The sequence below is a fragment of the Virgibacillus phasianinus genome (assembly GCF_002216775.1).
GTDB lineage: Bacteria > Bacillota > Bacilli > Bacillales > Amphibacillaceae > Virgibacillus_F > Virgibacillus_F phasianinus.
The window spans coordinates 3,402,467-3,417,357 of sequence record NZ_CP022315.1; the positions used below are offsets into that span (position 1 = coordinate 3,402,467).

The following is a 14,891-nucleotide window of genomic DNA, read 5'->3' on the forward strand; positions in this document are numbered from 1 at the left end:
CTACCTCCCGTCCATATTATTAAAAGTTGATTACTTCATTAACCTTATTTACGATATCTTTATGATTAGGCAACCATACCTCTTCAGCTTGTGAAAAAGCATAAACAGTGTCTGGTGCTGTCACACGTAAAATTGGTGCTTCCAGATGCAATATTGCACGCTCTTGTATTTCAGAAATAACATGGGATGCAACACCTGCTTGACGTTGTGCTTCCTGTACAAAAACGACACGATTTGTTTTCTTAACCGATTCAACAATAGTATCAATATCAATTGGGGATACTGTACGTAAATCAATCACTTCTGCATCAATATCATTTTTCTCAAGTTCCTCAGCTGCTTTCAAGGAAGCGTGTACCATTGCCCCATATGAAATTAACGTTACATCCTTACCTTCACGTTTCACATCGGCTTTACCAAGGTCTACAGTATATTCTTCTTCTGGAACCTCACCGCGGAATGAACGATAAAGTTTCATGTGTTCCAAAAACAGAACAGGATCGTTATCACGGATTGCTGCAATTAGAAGTCCTTTCGCGTCATGTGGTGTTGCAGGAATCACAACTTTAATACCTGGTTGTTGAGCAATCAATCCTTCTAAAGAGTCAGCATGAAGTTCCGGTGTATGCACACCGCCGCCAAATGGTGAACGAATTGTAATTGGCGCTGATTTAGATCCACCTGAACGATAGCGCATACGGGCCATTTGCCCACTTATTGAGTCCATTGCTTCATATACGAAGCCAAAGAATTGAATTTCCGGTACTGGACGATAGCCTTGCAATGCGAGACCGATTGATAAACCACCGATACCTGACTCAGCTAGCGGGGTGTCAAAGACACGGTCGACACCGAATTCATCTTGTAAACCTTCAGTAGCACGGAATACTCCACCATTTTGTCCTACGTCTTCACCAAATACAAGCACATTATCGTCGTTTTTCAACTCAGTGCGCATTGCATCTGTGATTGCTTGGATCATTGTCATTTGTGCCATGATTTACTTCGACTCCTTCTCTTTGTATTCTTCCATTTGCTCTTGTAAGTGATTAGGAAGTTCCTCATACATATTTCCAATTAGGTCTGTTACTTTTTGTTTTGGATATTCATCAGCTTTTTTAATTGCTTTTTTAATATCATCTTTTGCTTCTTCAATTACTTTGTTTTCCTCTTCTTCAGACCATAATTTCTTTCCTTCTAAATATTTACGAAATCGTACTAATGGATCTTTTTTCTCCCACTCATTATCAAGATCATCCGTACGGTAACGCGTTGGATCATCCCCAGCCATTGTATGTGGCCCATAACGATACGTTAGAGTTTCAATTAATGTTGGTCCTTCACCTTTAATAGCGCGTTCTCTGGCATCTTTTGTTACCGCATATACAGCTAGCACGTCCATTCCGTCAACCTGAATTCCTTCAATACCAGCTGCGACAGATTTTTGTGCGAGTGTTTTAGCTGCAGTTTGTTCTTCTACTGGAACAGAAATAGCAAAATAGTTATTTTGCACAAAGAATATTGCTGGAGCCTGGTATGCACCTGCAAAGTTGATTCCCTCATAAAAATCACCTTGAGATGTGCCGCCATCACCTGTATAAGTGATTGCTACATTTTTCTTACCGCGTTTTTTAAGTCCAAGTGCTACACCAGCGGCTTGCGTGTATTGTGCACCAATAATAATCTGTGGACTCAATGCATGAACGTCTTCAGGAAATTGATTTCCATGAAAGTGACCTCTAGAGAATAAAAATGCCTGATATAGTGGAAGACCCTGCCAAATAAGTTGTGGAACATCACGATATCCAGGTAAAATATAATCTTCTTTTTCTAAAGCAAACTGACTCCCTAATTGTGAAGCCTCCTGCCCTGCTGTTGGTGCATAAAAACCCAAACGCCCCTGTCTATTTAAAGCAATAGAACGCTGATCCAGCATACGGGTATAAACCATTCTGCGCATTAATTCTTTCAAATCATCGTCAGAAAGATCAGGCATATTATCCTTATTAACTATTTTTCCATTTTCATCCAGAATCTGGAACGTTTCGAACTGACTTTCAACACTTTCAAGTACGTGTTTCAAAATAGTTCACCTCTTCCTTTCCTTCTATCCTTTTAGTTAGTCTTATCTAGCCTTCCCAATACATAAAAAAATCTGTACCTTTTTGCTCCTATTCTTATATTCCCTACCATAACTATCGTTAATCTTGTTCAATGGGATTTTCAAAAAACTGTTACATAATCATCACAAAATTAATTGGTACAATTATAATACAAATAAAGTTTAGCTCATTTATATCGACTTGGTCAATCACTTTGCTTTAAATTTCTACATATTTTTTCAAACGCTTTCGCCAATTCACCCAAACCCACCTTGATCTGTTATATATCTACAGATAAACTGTACTAGTTTAAGTGGAACAAAAAAAGAGCCAAACCCCCGTTTAGGTTCAGCCCTATCGTTATTCCCTATTCATTTTTCTTTTTCGCTTTCTTTTCATATGTCACTTCTATTTTTGCTGCTTTATAAAATTCTTTTTTGAGCTTATTATATTTTTCTGTATAAGCATTGAAATTCTTATTTGCTGCCAGCACATTCTTATAACTTTCATTTATTTTCTTTATATGTTCAGTCAATGTTTCCTGTTTCAGATCCTCTTTTTGAAGCATTGTATATAATTCTTTTTCCAGCTTTAGTGATTTGGCATAAGCATCATTCAGTGTATAATACGCATCATACCTGTTCATCATCACGTCATACATTTTATTTGCTTTATTTTTAGCCTTTTCCTTCTCAAGTTCTCCAATAAGTTCCTTTACTTTTTCAAATTCTTCTTTGGAGCCTTCAATACTTTCTTTTTCCAATGCAATTTTTTCTTTTCGTTTGTCGATGACACCAATCGCCTCCACGGCAATTGATTTTATTTTATCAAATTCATCCATGCTTAAATCAATAATTTGACTATAAAGCTTCTGTTCCTCTTTCTCAAGTTTAACAATGTCATCTTGTTGTTTTTCAAATGCTTTTTCTGCTGTTACCGCTTTTTCCAGATGATCATAAATTTTCTCGGATGTCGATGCTCCGCTGCATGCTGATAACAAGGTGATTATGCTGATTAATAAAATGATTGCTATTCCTCTATACAATTCACCACTTCCTCCTTCGCCTAAAACGGTTAAACTATGTATGATTCTATTGATTATTAATCAGTATAACATATATATGAACCCCAAAATATATATTCATAACAATATCATATTAATCAATAATTGGTATTATTTATGTTAGAATAGGAAATTATGTACTAATTAGGAGTGAATGCATCGTGTTAACAATGAATGATATCGTACGGGAAGGTCATCCTGCTTTACGTGAAGTCGCAAAGGATGTTTCTATTCCTCCAAGTAATGAAGATAAAGAACTTCTAGAAGATATGTTAGCATTTCTTAAAAATAGTCAAGACGACGAAATTGCCCGGGTGTACAAACTGCGCGCAGGTGTGGGGCTTGCAGCACCACAGTTAGGTCTTTCAAAACGAATGATTGCTATTCATTTCGAAGATCAACACGGAAAACTGTACAGTTACGGTTTATTTAACCCAAGAATTGTCAGTCATTCCATTGAAAAAGCATATTTGAATAGTGGCGAGGGATGTCTTTCAGTTGATAGAAGTGTAGAAGGATACGTTCCAAGATACGCACGCATCACTTTGAAAGCCACCGATCTGAATGGAACTGAAATTAAGTTGAGGCTTCGGGATTACTCCGCTATTGTTTTCCAGCATGAGATTGACCATTTAAATGGTGTTATGTTTTATGATCATATAAATAAGGATAATCCATTTTTCGCCCCGGAAAATTCAAAGGCAATAGATTAAAATCAAACCCGCCCCGATTATCTTCTAGTCGGGGTAGTTTTTTATCCGCATACTGAATAAGATTCTTTTTCTGAGTGAAAAATAGGGGAACAGATATATCGCCTGAAATCCTTCAGCAAAAAATGTTTTTTATATAAATCGTGTTTTATTATTTCAATATTGGTCAAACAGTATTATACTATAGATAAGAGGGATTGGATCGGTAGAACGTTTATGTTGCTTTCTTAAGATAAGAAAGGAGATGCATCAAATCATGTTAAAACGCCTAAAAGAGAAACTGAAGAAACGCTGGAAGGATTTTTTAGGCCGTGGACGAGTACCAACAACTTATAAGAAAGACTACCATAAATAAAGCCAATCACATTAGATAGTTGCTACGGACAGTTTTGAACTTATTATGGTTGACGAGCGGATTAAAAACAGAAAGGAATCACATGCTTAATTTTATTTTTCTATTTTGCAAATGATTTTTTTCTAATATATGATGAAACAAAGAAAAAGCGGAAACACTTGGACAATAACCTTGTTGGCTGGTCTTGAACAGAAAATGACTAGAAACCGGATTTTGTTGTTGATCCAGGTTTCCTTCCCTTTCTTTCCTTTGTTTTCAGTAGTGACAGCTGTCTATCCATCGTCAGCTTATTAAATAATGTTAAAAATAATCCATGCATAAGAATCATTGTACTGCACAGTCCGATAATTCTTATCCCAAAAAACAAAGAATTCGAATAGGAGAGATGAAATGATTTACAAAGTATATTACCAGGAATTAAAAAGTGAAATTCCTGTACGCGAACGAACAAAGGGCCTTTATATTGAGGCAGAATCTGAACGGGCAGTAAGAGATAAATTAGTGGATCGTAACTACAATATTGAATTCATCCAACAATTAGACGATGCACACTTAGCGTATGAAAAGAAATCCGAAAACTTTACATTGGAGAACGTATAACCTATGAAATTTGTAAAGAATGATCAAACAGCAGTATTTTCATTGGGTGGATTAGGGGAAATTGGTAAAAACACATACGCAGTCCAATTTCAGGATGAGATTATTTTAATTGATGCTGGAATTAAATTTCCGGAGGATGAATTATTGGGAATTGATTATGTAATCCCGGACTATACCTATTTAATACAAAATCAGGACAAAATTAAGGGGTTATTTGTAACCCATGGACATGAGGACCATATTGGTGGAATTCCTTATTTATTAAGGGAAATTAATATACCGATATATGCTGGAAAGCTTGCGCTTGGACTAATACGAAATAAGTTAGATGAGCATGGTTTGTTACGCAGAGCAAAATTAAATCCGATTCAGGAAGACGATGTCATTAAGTTTCGCAAAACATCTGTATCGTTTTTCCGTACAACACATAGTATACCGGATTCCTACGGCGTTGTTGTTAAAACACCACCGGGAAATATCGTACACACCGGGGATTTCAAATTTGATTTCACCCCGGTAGGCGAACCAGCCAACATTGCGAAAATGGCGGAAATTGGACGAGAAGGTGTACTTTGTCTCCTTTCTGACAGCACAAACAGTGAAGTTCCTGGATTTACAATGTCTGAAAGAGAAGTTGGCGGAAATATTAATGATATTTTTGGACGCGTTGATGGCCGATTAATTTTTGCTACATTCGCTTCAAATATCTACCGATTGCAGCAGGTTGTGGAAGCTGCTGTTAAGCATAATCGGAAGGTCGCTGTTTTTGGCCGCAGTATGGAATCTTCCATTTCGATTGGACAGGATTTAGGCTATATTAATGCACCTAAGGAAACATTTATTGACGCCCATCAAATAAACCGACTTCCCGCAAATGAAGTGGTGATCCTGTGTACAGGTTCACAGGGTGAGCCAATGGCAGCATTATCACGTATCGCAAATGGAACGCACAGGCAAATTCAGACTATCCCTGGAGATACTGTAGTGTTCTCTTCATCGCCGATACCGGGTAATAATGTGAGCGTCAGCCGTATTATCAACAAATTATATCGTGCTGGATCTGATGTTATCCATGGTCCATTAAGTAATATTCATACATCAGGACACGGCAGCCAAGAAGAACAGAAATTAATGCTTCGGTTAATCAGACCAAAGTATTTTATGCCAATTCACGGTGAATACCGGATGTTGAAAGAGCATACTAAACTTGCAGAAGCTTGTGATGTTCAACCGGAAAACTGTTTTATCATGGATATTGGTGATGTATTGGCACTAGGCAAGGATAATGCGATGGTCGCAGGTAAAATTCCTTCCGGATCCGTTTATGTCGATGGAAGTGGTATTGGAGATATCGGTAACATCGTCCTGCGTGACAGACGTATTCTGTCCGAGGAAGGTTTAGTGATTGTGGTCGTAAGTATTGATATGAAGGAATTTAAAATTTCTGCTGGTCCAGATATCATTTCCCGTGGATTTGTGTATATGCGCGAATCGGAGGACCTTATCAATGAGGCACAAAAGCTTGTATCTGCTCACTTAAACAAAGTAATGGAAAGAAGAACTACACAGTGGTCCGAAATTAAAAATGAAATTACGGATACTATTGCACCATTCTTATTTGACAAAACAAAACGCAGACCAATGGTATTACCAATCATTATGGAAGTATAAACAAAAGAGGCTGGGACAAAACCCAGTAAATAAAAAAGCGTGGCACTCACCGTTCAGGTGACATACCACGCTTTTTTTATATAATCGTTTATTTTTACTAAACAAAAAGAATCCCCTTTGATAGAATTAAAGTAACCACACAATAATTATCGGAGGGATTCTTATGTTTAAAAATTATAACATAAATCAAGTGGTGTTGCCTTTAGATTTAGAAATAAAATTGGACAAAAATGATATTGCCTATGCAGTAAATGATGTTGTAACACAGATTCCGGAGGAAGCATTCGCTGCCTTTTCCCGTGAAACTGGATGTCCAGCCTATCACCCACAAATGATGATGAAAATTATCTTATGTGCCTACACGCAGTCGGTTTTTTCTGGAAGAAAAATGGAAGGGTTACTTAAAGATAGTGTGCGTATGATGTGGTTAGCGCAAGGTTATGAACCAAGTTATCGTACAATCAATCGTTTTCGTGTGCATCCAGAGGTGAAAGAACTACTGCGTCAATGTTTTGTGCAATTCCGTTGTCAGCTAGTGGAAGAAAAACAAATTGATGAAGAAGCGATTTTTATTGATGGAACCAAGATTGAAGCGAATGCCAATAAATTTACGTTTGTATGGCGGAAATCGGTTGAAAGGTACAGTGCTAATTTGGTGGAAAAATCCAACCAAATGTATGATGAATTATTGGAGAAAGAAATTCTTCCGGAAATCGAACGGGAAAGCCTGGAGGAACTGTCCACGAAAGAACTCGAAAAAGTAGTGGAGCAGCTGGATGGCAAGGTAGAAGCGTATGACAAGAAAATAGAAGCGAGTGAAGACGTAAGCGCACGTAAAAAACTACGGTCTGACCGTAAAGCACCGAAACAATACCGCAAACAATTCAAGGATTATTTGGCGCGAAAACAGAAATACCAAAAAGACATGGAGATCTTCGGAGAACGCAATAGTTATTCGAAGACGGATCATGATGCCACTTTTATGCGAATGAAAGATGATTATATGAAGAACGGCCAGCTGAAAGCTGGGTATAATGTGCAGGCTGCAACCGAAGGACAATATGTGCTCGCTTATGATGTATTCCCAAATCCGACAGATACTCGCACCTTCATTCCATTTCTGGATAACATAGAAAATAATTACTTTAAGCTGCCAAAGCACATCGTGGCTGACGCAGGATATGGTAGTGAACAAAACTACGAAGATGTCATCGAGAATCGAAAACGCACACCGCTGATTACCTATAACCAGTATCGAAAAGAGAAGAAAAAGAAGCATAAGAATAACGCTTTCCATACAGCCAATTGGGAATATAATAATGAAGACGATACGTTTACCTGTCCAAATGGAAAACAATTAATGTTCAGCCACATGTCCAATCGAACAGATAAATACGGACTAACACGATCGTTTAAAGTTTATGAGTCTGAGGACTGTTCAGGTTGTCCATTGCGTTCCCAATGCACCAAAGCGAAGGAAGGAAATAATCGAAGAATTTATTACAACGAAAAATGGGAACAACAAAAAGAATACATTAAGCAACTGCTTTCGGAAGAGAAAACTGGTGAAATTTACGGCAATCGTAAAATCGATGTGGAGCCAGTCTTTGGATTTCTGAAGGCTAATTTGTGCTTCACTCGTATGTCTGTACGAGGTAAAGAGAAAGTAGAAAGTGAAATAGGATTTGCATTCATGGCGGTAAACTTGAGGAAGTACACCGCCATGAAGACAAAACAACCACTAGATAATCAAGACAATCCAACGAAAAATGGTTCTGATCATCAAAAACCGATGATCAGAACCATTTTTAAGTTATTTTTGGCTAGTTATGTCCCAGCCTCTTTTTTAGGATCAAACGTATGAAACTTTGCGATAGTCTTTTGAAAAATGGCCTGCTTAATTAAAGTAGTCTTCGGGCAGTTCTTTCAAGATCCGGAAACTCTACTTTTCCATTTGTAAAGAATTCCTTCATTAAATACTCACCATAACTAACTGCTTGGTCATAAGTTATTTGGCCAGGTAATGGTGCCATATCTTCTATTACAACATCAATAACTGCGGGTTTTTTTGACAGAAATGCCTGCTTCATGGTGGTTTCCATTTCCTCATATTTTTCAATACGGTACCCTTCCCCACCGCAGGATTCAGCAAATTTGGCGAAATTAACCGCACCCAAATCAGTTTCATAATTTAAATTTCCTTTTGTTTGCTGTTCATACTTAATCATGCCAATCATGCTATTATTTAATACGACAATCTTAACCGGCATATCATATTTTACTGCTGTAATGAAATCGTGCATTACCATCGTAAATCCACCATCACCACATATTCCAACCACCTGCTTATCCGGATATGCTCTTTGAGCAGCGATTGCACCGGGTATTCCGGAACCCATTGAAGCTAATGCACCGGATATAACAAATTTCTGATTTGTAAATGGAAAGAATCTCGTTGTCCAAACGGTTACGTTTCCAACATCACATGAAATGACTGCATCTTTTTCCACATTTTTCTCTAATGCATACATAACCTGTGGGCCATGAATTGGATTCGTTGTTTCTTTTTTCATTTCCTGCATATGAATATGCCATCTTTTCATTTTCTCCTGGTAAGATTTAAGGTGTTCGTCAGATTTTGCCTCTGATACAAGCGAAGTCAATCTCGGCAGTATATGTTTTGCATCACCACATAACCCCTCTTTAATTGGGTAAATCTTGCCTAAATCATCTTGTTTTATTTCTATTTGAACGGCGTTTACATCGTCAGGCAAGTAGTCCCGGTAAGGGAATGTGGTCCCAATCAATATGAGCATGTCTGTGTTCATTACTGCCTCAAACGCCGGCTTAGTACCTATCTGTCCATGCTGGCCTAAATTGAGTTCATGGTAATCCGGTATTGTACCTTTACCCAACAAACTTAACACGATAGGTGCCTTAATTTTTTCAGCAAAATCGACCAGTTCCTCCCTGCTGTCCCTCGCGCCTTTACCAGCCAAAATAACAGGCTTTTTCGCATTATTTATCATGCTGACGGTACGTTCAACCGTTTCTTGGTCTGGTGTTATAGTGGGATACACACGCGTCTCACTTGTTTTCCTTTTATCGTTCTTTAATTTTTTGGCAAACAAATCATCCGGAACGATTAAGACAGATACCCCCTTCTGGACATACGCTTCCCGAATTGCCATGTTAAGCATGTCCGGAAGTTGATATGCCGATTCAACACGTCGATTAAAAACACCAACTCCATCAAACATGCGTTCCAGGTTAATTTCCTGATGGGCATCTGTACCCACAGCAGTACTTGGAACTTGTCCTACTATAGCAAGTACCGGTACCTTATCTTTTTTAGCATCATATAAACCATTCATTAAATGCGTCGCACCCGGGCCAGCTATCGACAAGCAGACCCCAAGCTTACCAGTAAGCTTTGCATAAGAGGATGCAGCCAGTGCACCAACCTCTTCATGACGGATTTGTAAAAAGTCGATATCATCTTCTCTTTTTCGTAAGTCATCTATAAATTCGTTAATTGAATTCCCTGGCATTCCATAGATATGGTCTACCCCCCATTCAATTAGTTGATCGATTAATATTTCTCCAGCACGTTTTTCGAACAAATTATTTCACCCTTTCAGTAAAATCTTTATGTACCTCCTTAATTACTATTTCCTTAATGCCAATAAAAAAAACCTGTAATTAAAAATACAGGTTTTATCCAAAATATTTACTGACGTTCTTCAATTACCAGATGTTTCTCAAACCGGGAAATATCTTTGTCAGAACCAATCACAATTAGTATATCATTTTCACGGAGCTTATCATCGGCACTAGGCGATACATTGATTTCTTTATCACGTTTAATAGCAACAACGTTACATCCGTAATTAGCACGAATATCGAGTTCAATCATAGTTTTGCCAAGCATCTTCTTACCTACTTTAACCTCCACGATACTATGGTCATCAGACAGTTCAAGATAATCCAAAATATTGCTTGATATAATGTTATGAGCAATTCTTTTACCCATGTCTCTTTCCGGGTGAACAACTTGGTCTGCCCCAATTTTGTTCAGAATTTTTTCATGGTAATCATTTTGCGCTTTCACCGTTATTTTCCCTATACCTAAATCTGTAAGAATTACAGTAGTTAGAATACTTGCCTGAATATTATCCCCGATTGCAACTATTACATGATCGATATTTTTAATTCCTAATTCTTTTAAGGTAGCTTCATCAGTCGAATCAGCAATAACGGCATGTGATGCGATATTTTTGAACTCATTCACTTTATCTTCATCACTGTCTATCGCCAGTACTTCCATGCCCTCTGCACTTAATTCACGGCAAATACTGCCGCCAAACCGCCCCAGACCTATTACTGCAAATTCACGTTTCATTCTATTTCCTCCATCATTCACCATACTTTTCAAATAAGTTTATCACAATAATGAATGAAGGGAAATAGCCCGGCTATTTCCCTTCATCCATTCCCTACATAACCTCCAGCATTTGAAACTGCGATTTAATCAATCCGAAATATTCGCCTCTATGCTCCATAAGCTGTTCATGGCTTCCATATTCCAGTACTTTGCCTTGCTCGAGCACATAGATTGTATCCGACTCACGAATTGTTGAAAGACGGTGCGCAATAATAATAGCAGTCCTCCCATTTAATAATCGTTTTAATGCATTTTGTATTTTCACCTCAGTTTCAGTATCAATGCTGGCTGTTGCTTCATCCAAAATGAGAATTCTCGGATCTGCCAGAAGGGCACGGGCAAATGATAGGAGCTGGCGTTCACCGGCCGATAGGATATTACCCCGCTCCTCCACTTCCGTTGCATAACCATCAGCAAGTCGGCCAATAAACTCATCTGCCCCAACAACTTTAGCAGCCTCGATTACTTGCTCGTCTGTTGCTGTAGGCTGCCCAAACCGAATGTTTTCCATGATTGTTCCTGAAAAAATAAACGTATCCTGTAAGACCACACTTATTTGTTGGCGTAAAGTATCTAATTGAACATCCTGTAAATCATGGCCGTCAATTTTAACCGCGCCTTTTGTTGGATCGTAAAAACGACTAATCAGGTTCGCGATGGTTGATTTACCACTGCCTGTGTGACCAACAAGTGCGATTGTTTGACCCTGTTTAATATCTAAGGATATTTCGTGCAGTGCAATACGATCAGCATCATAGGAAAATTGAACATTTTCAAATTCAATATGACCCTTCATATCAGTCAATTGGTATGCATTTTCTTTTTCACTAACGTTAGGCTGTTCATCAAGGAATTCAAAAATCCTCTCTGAAGCTGCCATCGCCATTAACAATTGATTATACATTTGCCCAAGCCGTGAAATTGGCTCCCAGAACATGCCGAGGTAAAAGGCAAAAGTCACGAATTCCCCAACCGCTATTCCACCATTTTCGACCCCAATAATAATTAAGTAGGCTCCATATGTTATTAGAATGATAGTGCCTATCGCATTACTCATTTCAACAAATGGCCGAAATAATGCACTCTTTTTGGTTGCCATCCGCAGGCTCTGAAAATAGTCCGTATTAACACCATTGAAAAATGCTGCATTCTCTTTCTCTTGAGAGAATGATTGTGTGATTCGAATTCCTTGAATGCTTTCATTCAAGTGCGAATTCATTCTGGATTGTTGAATACGGACATTCTGCCAAGCCCTCCTTATATTCCGGCGTAACTTAGTAGATATATAAAACATAATTGGCAGTATTACCATAATAGCAAGAGCCAGTTTCGGGCTTAATACAAGTAAGATAACAACAATTCCAATTAGCGATATGATATCCATCAATAAATTGATTATCCCGTTGGTAAATAACTCCTGCAATGAATTAATATCATTCATAATTCGAACCAAAATGGATCCTGCTGACCTCGAATCAAAAAAGCGGTGTGATAATCGCTGTACATGGGAAAATAAATGTTTGCGTAAATCGTAAATCACACCCTGGCCAAGAATGTTTACCCATTTAATCCGAAAAATATTGCCAATATAATTAATTAGATAAAGTACGCCAATTAGAATTACCAAATTGGTCAGCATTCCCGTATCCTTATTACTTATCGCAACATCAATTGCAACTTTACCTATTAGAATTGGGACAGTTAATCGGACTGCTGTAGAAACAAGCATTGCGATGATTGCACCAGGTAAATAGGTTTTTGAATATGGTTTTAAGTACTCTAATAATCTCCACATTTGCTGCCAGTTAAACGGTTTTTCTACTGCCTGATCAACTGTATAATGAAACCGCTTTAGATGACGGTTTTTATTAATCTGCTCACTCGATTTAGCCAACTTCTTTCCCCCCTTAGTGATTCGCTACATTCATGATTACATCACGGTCCTGGTATTGAATATCATAAATCCGTTGGTATACACTGTGATTATTTATTAACATTTCATGTGTTCCCCGCTCAACAATTTCCCCGTCTTCCAATACGAGGATTTCATCAGCATGCTTTAATGAAGAAATACGATGGGCGATGATGAATGTTGTACGACCCTTCATTACCTCTTTTAATGCTTTTTGAATCTTAAATTCAGTCTCCATATCTACTGCAGACGTGGCATCATCAAGCACAAGAATACTAGGATTAATACAAATAGCCCTAGCAATCGCAATCCTCTGCTTTTGACCGCCGGAAAGTCCCATGCCCCTCTCACCAAGCATCGTATCATAACCTTTAGGCATCTCCATTATGAAGTCATGTGCTTGGGCCCGTTTTGCTGCATCGATAATCTGCTCTTCTTTTAAATCGGGATTTCCATACGCAATATTTTCTCTGATACTTGTGGAAAACAAAAATGATTCCTGTAACACAAATCCTATATGACTGCGAAGCGTCTTAAATTTGTAATTTTCTACTGGGATTCCATCAACTAGAACTTCCCCCTTTTCAGGCTCGTAGAATCGTGTAATTAGCTGTGTAATACTTGTTTTCCCCGATCCAGTCGCACCAATTAAACCAATCACTTTTCCTTCTGGTGCATCGAAGCTGATGTTTTTAAGTGCTGAATCGTCATTCTTTGTGTAAGTTAATGTAACATCGTTGAAGGTAACATGACCTTTAATCGGTGAATCTATTGGACGCGCGCTTTCTTTGACATCCTCTTCTGCATCTAAAATTTCCAACAGTCGTTCACCTGATGCCTTTGACTGGGAAAATATGTTGACAACAAACCCAATGTCCATCAATGGTCCCAAAATGTACCAAACCAGACTAAAGAAAGCAACCAGTTCACCCAAATTCAATTGACCATTGATTACTAGATAACCACCGAAGGCAAGTAAAGAAACAGCACAAACATTCCCGATAAATTCCATTAGCGGAAAATACTTTGCCCAAAGTAATGAGGTATCTAAATAACGCTGCCGGTAGTTATTATTATTTGAAGAAAATCTGTCAATCTCAAAGTCCTCACGGGACAAGGATTTAACTGTAGTCATCCCACTAATGTTTTCTTGTACACGCGTATTTAATCGTCCAAATGATTTTCTAATTCCCCTAAATGCAGGATGAACACGCTTGTCAAAGCGAAATACTACAACCGCAAGAAATGGCATTGCAGCCATCGTAACTAATGCTAACGGAACAGAATAAAATAGCATGACACATAGACTAATAACAATTAAAACTAAAATACGGAGAAGCTCGGCAAATCCACCTGATAGAAAAAAACGAAACCCTTCAACATCTGCTGTCAATCTTGACATAAGGTCCCCCGTTTTCGCATTATCATAATATTTAAATGATAACACTTGTAACTTTTCATACAGTGCGTCCCTTAGTGTATAAACAGACCTAATACCAAATAATTCACCCAAATATTGATGAAAGTAGGTAGCAAAACCTTTAACAATCATGATTAGTAAAAATACTGCGGCAATGTATGGGATAAGTGAATACTGATCTTTTAGGATTACTTCGTCGATGGTTTTCTGAAGGATGATTGGATATGCCACTGTACTAGCGGTTACGATTACTAAAAATAATAACGAAGTGAAAAAGTATTTTCGAAAAGGCCAGTAGAATTGTTTCAGTTTTTTGAAAGTTTTCATGCCAGTTTTCCCTCCTTAGTTGTTTTCCGTAATTACTAATATAACGGGTTCCGAAATAAATATCCACTCATTTTGCTTAATTTTTGAAAGTTTTTTATAATTATTTTTGCCCGCTTTCGCCTAGCATTTTCTATCGCTGCAATCGATAAAAATCGACGTATGCGCTAGGTTGTTTTCCACTGCGGATCGTTGCCCACCTCAGGGCACGGCTTCAGCCTCTCTAGGAGGCTCATCAACTGGCCATGGAAAGTATTTTTCCGTAGCGGTGAACTTACACTCCTATAGTT

11 protein-coding genes are annotated in these 14,891 nt (G+C 38.1%); 4 read left to right on the plus strand and 7 right to left on the minus strand.

Features of this window, described 5'->3' with window-relative positions; genetic code table 11:
• Positions 1 to 19: 19 nt before the first annotated feature.
• From CFK37_RS16450 to CFK37_RS16460, 3 genes are all read right to left on the minus strand, one after another.
• Complete coding sequence (locus CFK37_RS16450) at positions 20 to 997, minus strand: alpha-ketoacid dehydrogenase subunit beta (protein ID WP_089062892.1); 978 nt, start codon at positions 995 to 997, stop codon at positions 20 to 22.
• 3 nt (positions 998 to 1,000) lie between these two features.
• Positions 1,001 to 2,083: a pyruvate dehydrogenase (acetyl-transferring) E1 component subunit alpha gene (gene pdhA / locus CFK37_RS16455; RefSeq protein WP_089062893.1), complete on the minus strand. Its 1,083-nt coding sequence runs from the start codon at positions 2,081 to 2,083 to the stop codon at positions 1,001 to 1,003.
• 386 nt (positions 2,084 to 2,469) lie between these two features.
• Positions 2,470 to 3,147 (minus strand): YkyA family protein, encoded by a 678-nt coding sequence (locus tag CFK37_RS16460; protein ID WP_089062894.1) that lies wholly within the window; start codon positions 3,145 to 3,147, stop codon positions 2,470 to 2,472.
• 179 nt (positions 3,148 to 3,326) lie between these two features.
• Between CFK37_RS16460 and def the strand changes: the two genes are divergently transcribed.
• The 4 genes from def to CFK37_RS16480 all read left to right on the plus strand — a co-directional run bounded on the left by def (position 3,327) and on the right by CFK37_RS16480 (position 8,365).
• Entirely contained in the window at positions 3,327 to 3,878 is a 552-nt protein-coding gene (gene def, locus CFK37_RS16465; RefSeq protein ID WP_089062895.1) for a peptide deformylase, read from the plus strand.
• Positions 3,879 to 4,620: 742 nt separating this feature from the next.
• Positions 4,621 to 4,830, plus strand: coding sequence for a DNA-dependent RNA polymerase subunit epsilon (locus CFK37_RS16470; RefSeq protein ID WP_089062896.1), 210 nt, complete (start codon positions 4,621 to 4,623; stop codon positions 4,828 to 4,830).
• A gap of 3 nt (positions 4,831 to 4,833) precedes the next feature.
• Positions 4,834 to 6,501 carry a ribonuclease J1 gene (gene rnjA / locus CFK37_RS16475; RefSeq protein ID WP_089062897.1) on the plus strand — a complete coding sequence of 556 codons (1,668 nt, stop codon included), beginning with the start codon at positions 4,834 to 4,836 and terminating at the stop codon, positions 6,499 to 6,501.
• Positions 6,502 to 6,664: 163 nt separating this feature from the next.
• Positions 6,665 to 8,365, plus strand: a complete 1,701-nt coding sequence (locus CFK37_RS16480; RefSeq protein WP_245837237.1) for an IS1182 family transposase — start codon at positions 6,665 to 6,667, stop codon at positions 8,363 to 8,365.
• A 37-nt stretch (positions 8,366 to 8,402) separates the two neighbouring features.
• Here CFK37_RS16480 and CFK37_RS16485 read toward each other — a convergent pair whose 3' ends face one another.
• From CFK37_RS16485 to CFK37_RS16500, 4 genes are all read right to left on the minus strand, one after another.
• Positions 8,403 to 10,124: a pyruvate oxidase gene (locus CFK37_RS16485; RefSeq protein WP_089062898.1), complete on the minus strand. Its 1,722-nt coding sequence runs from the start codon at positions 10,122 to 10,124 to the stop codon at positions 8,403 to 8,405.
• 107 nt (positions 10,125 to 10,231) lie between these two features.
• On the minus strand, positions 10,232 to 10,903 hold the full coding sequence (locus CFK37_RS16490; protein WP_089062899.1) for a potassium channel family protein: 672 nt from the start codon (positions 10,901 to 10,903) through the stop codon (positions 10,232 to 10,234).
• 94 nt (positions 10,904 to 10,997) lie between these two features.
• On the minus strand, positions 10,998 to 12,740 hold the full coding sequence (locus CFK37_RS16495) for an ABC transporter ATP-binding protein (RefSeq protein ID WP_425445390.1): 1,743 nt from the start codon (positions 12,738 to 12,740) through the stop codon (positions 10,998 to 11,000).
• Between the two features lie 112 nt (positions 12,741 to 12,852).
• Complete coding sequence (locus CFK37_RS16500) at positions 12,853 to 14,604, minus strand: ABC transporter ATP-binding protein (RefSeq protein ID WP_089062901.1); 1,752 nt, start codon at positions 14,602 to 14,604, stop codon at positions 12,853 to 12,855.
• Between the last annotated feature and the right edge of the window lie 287 nt (positions 14,605 to 14,891).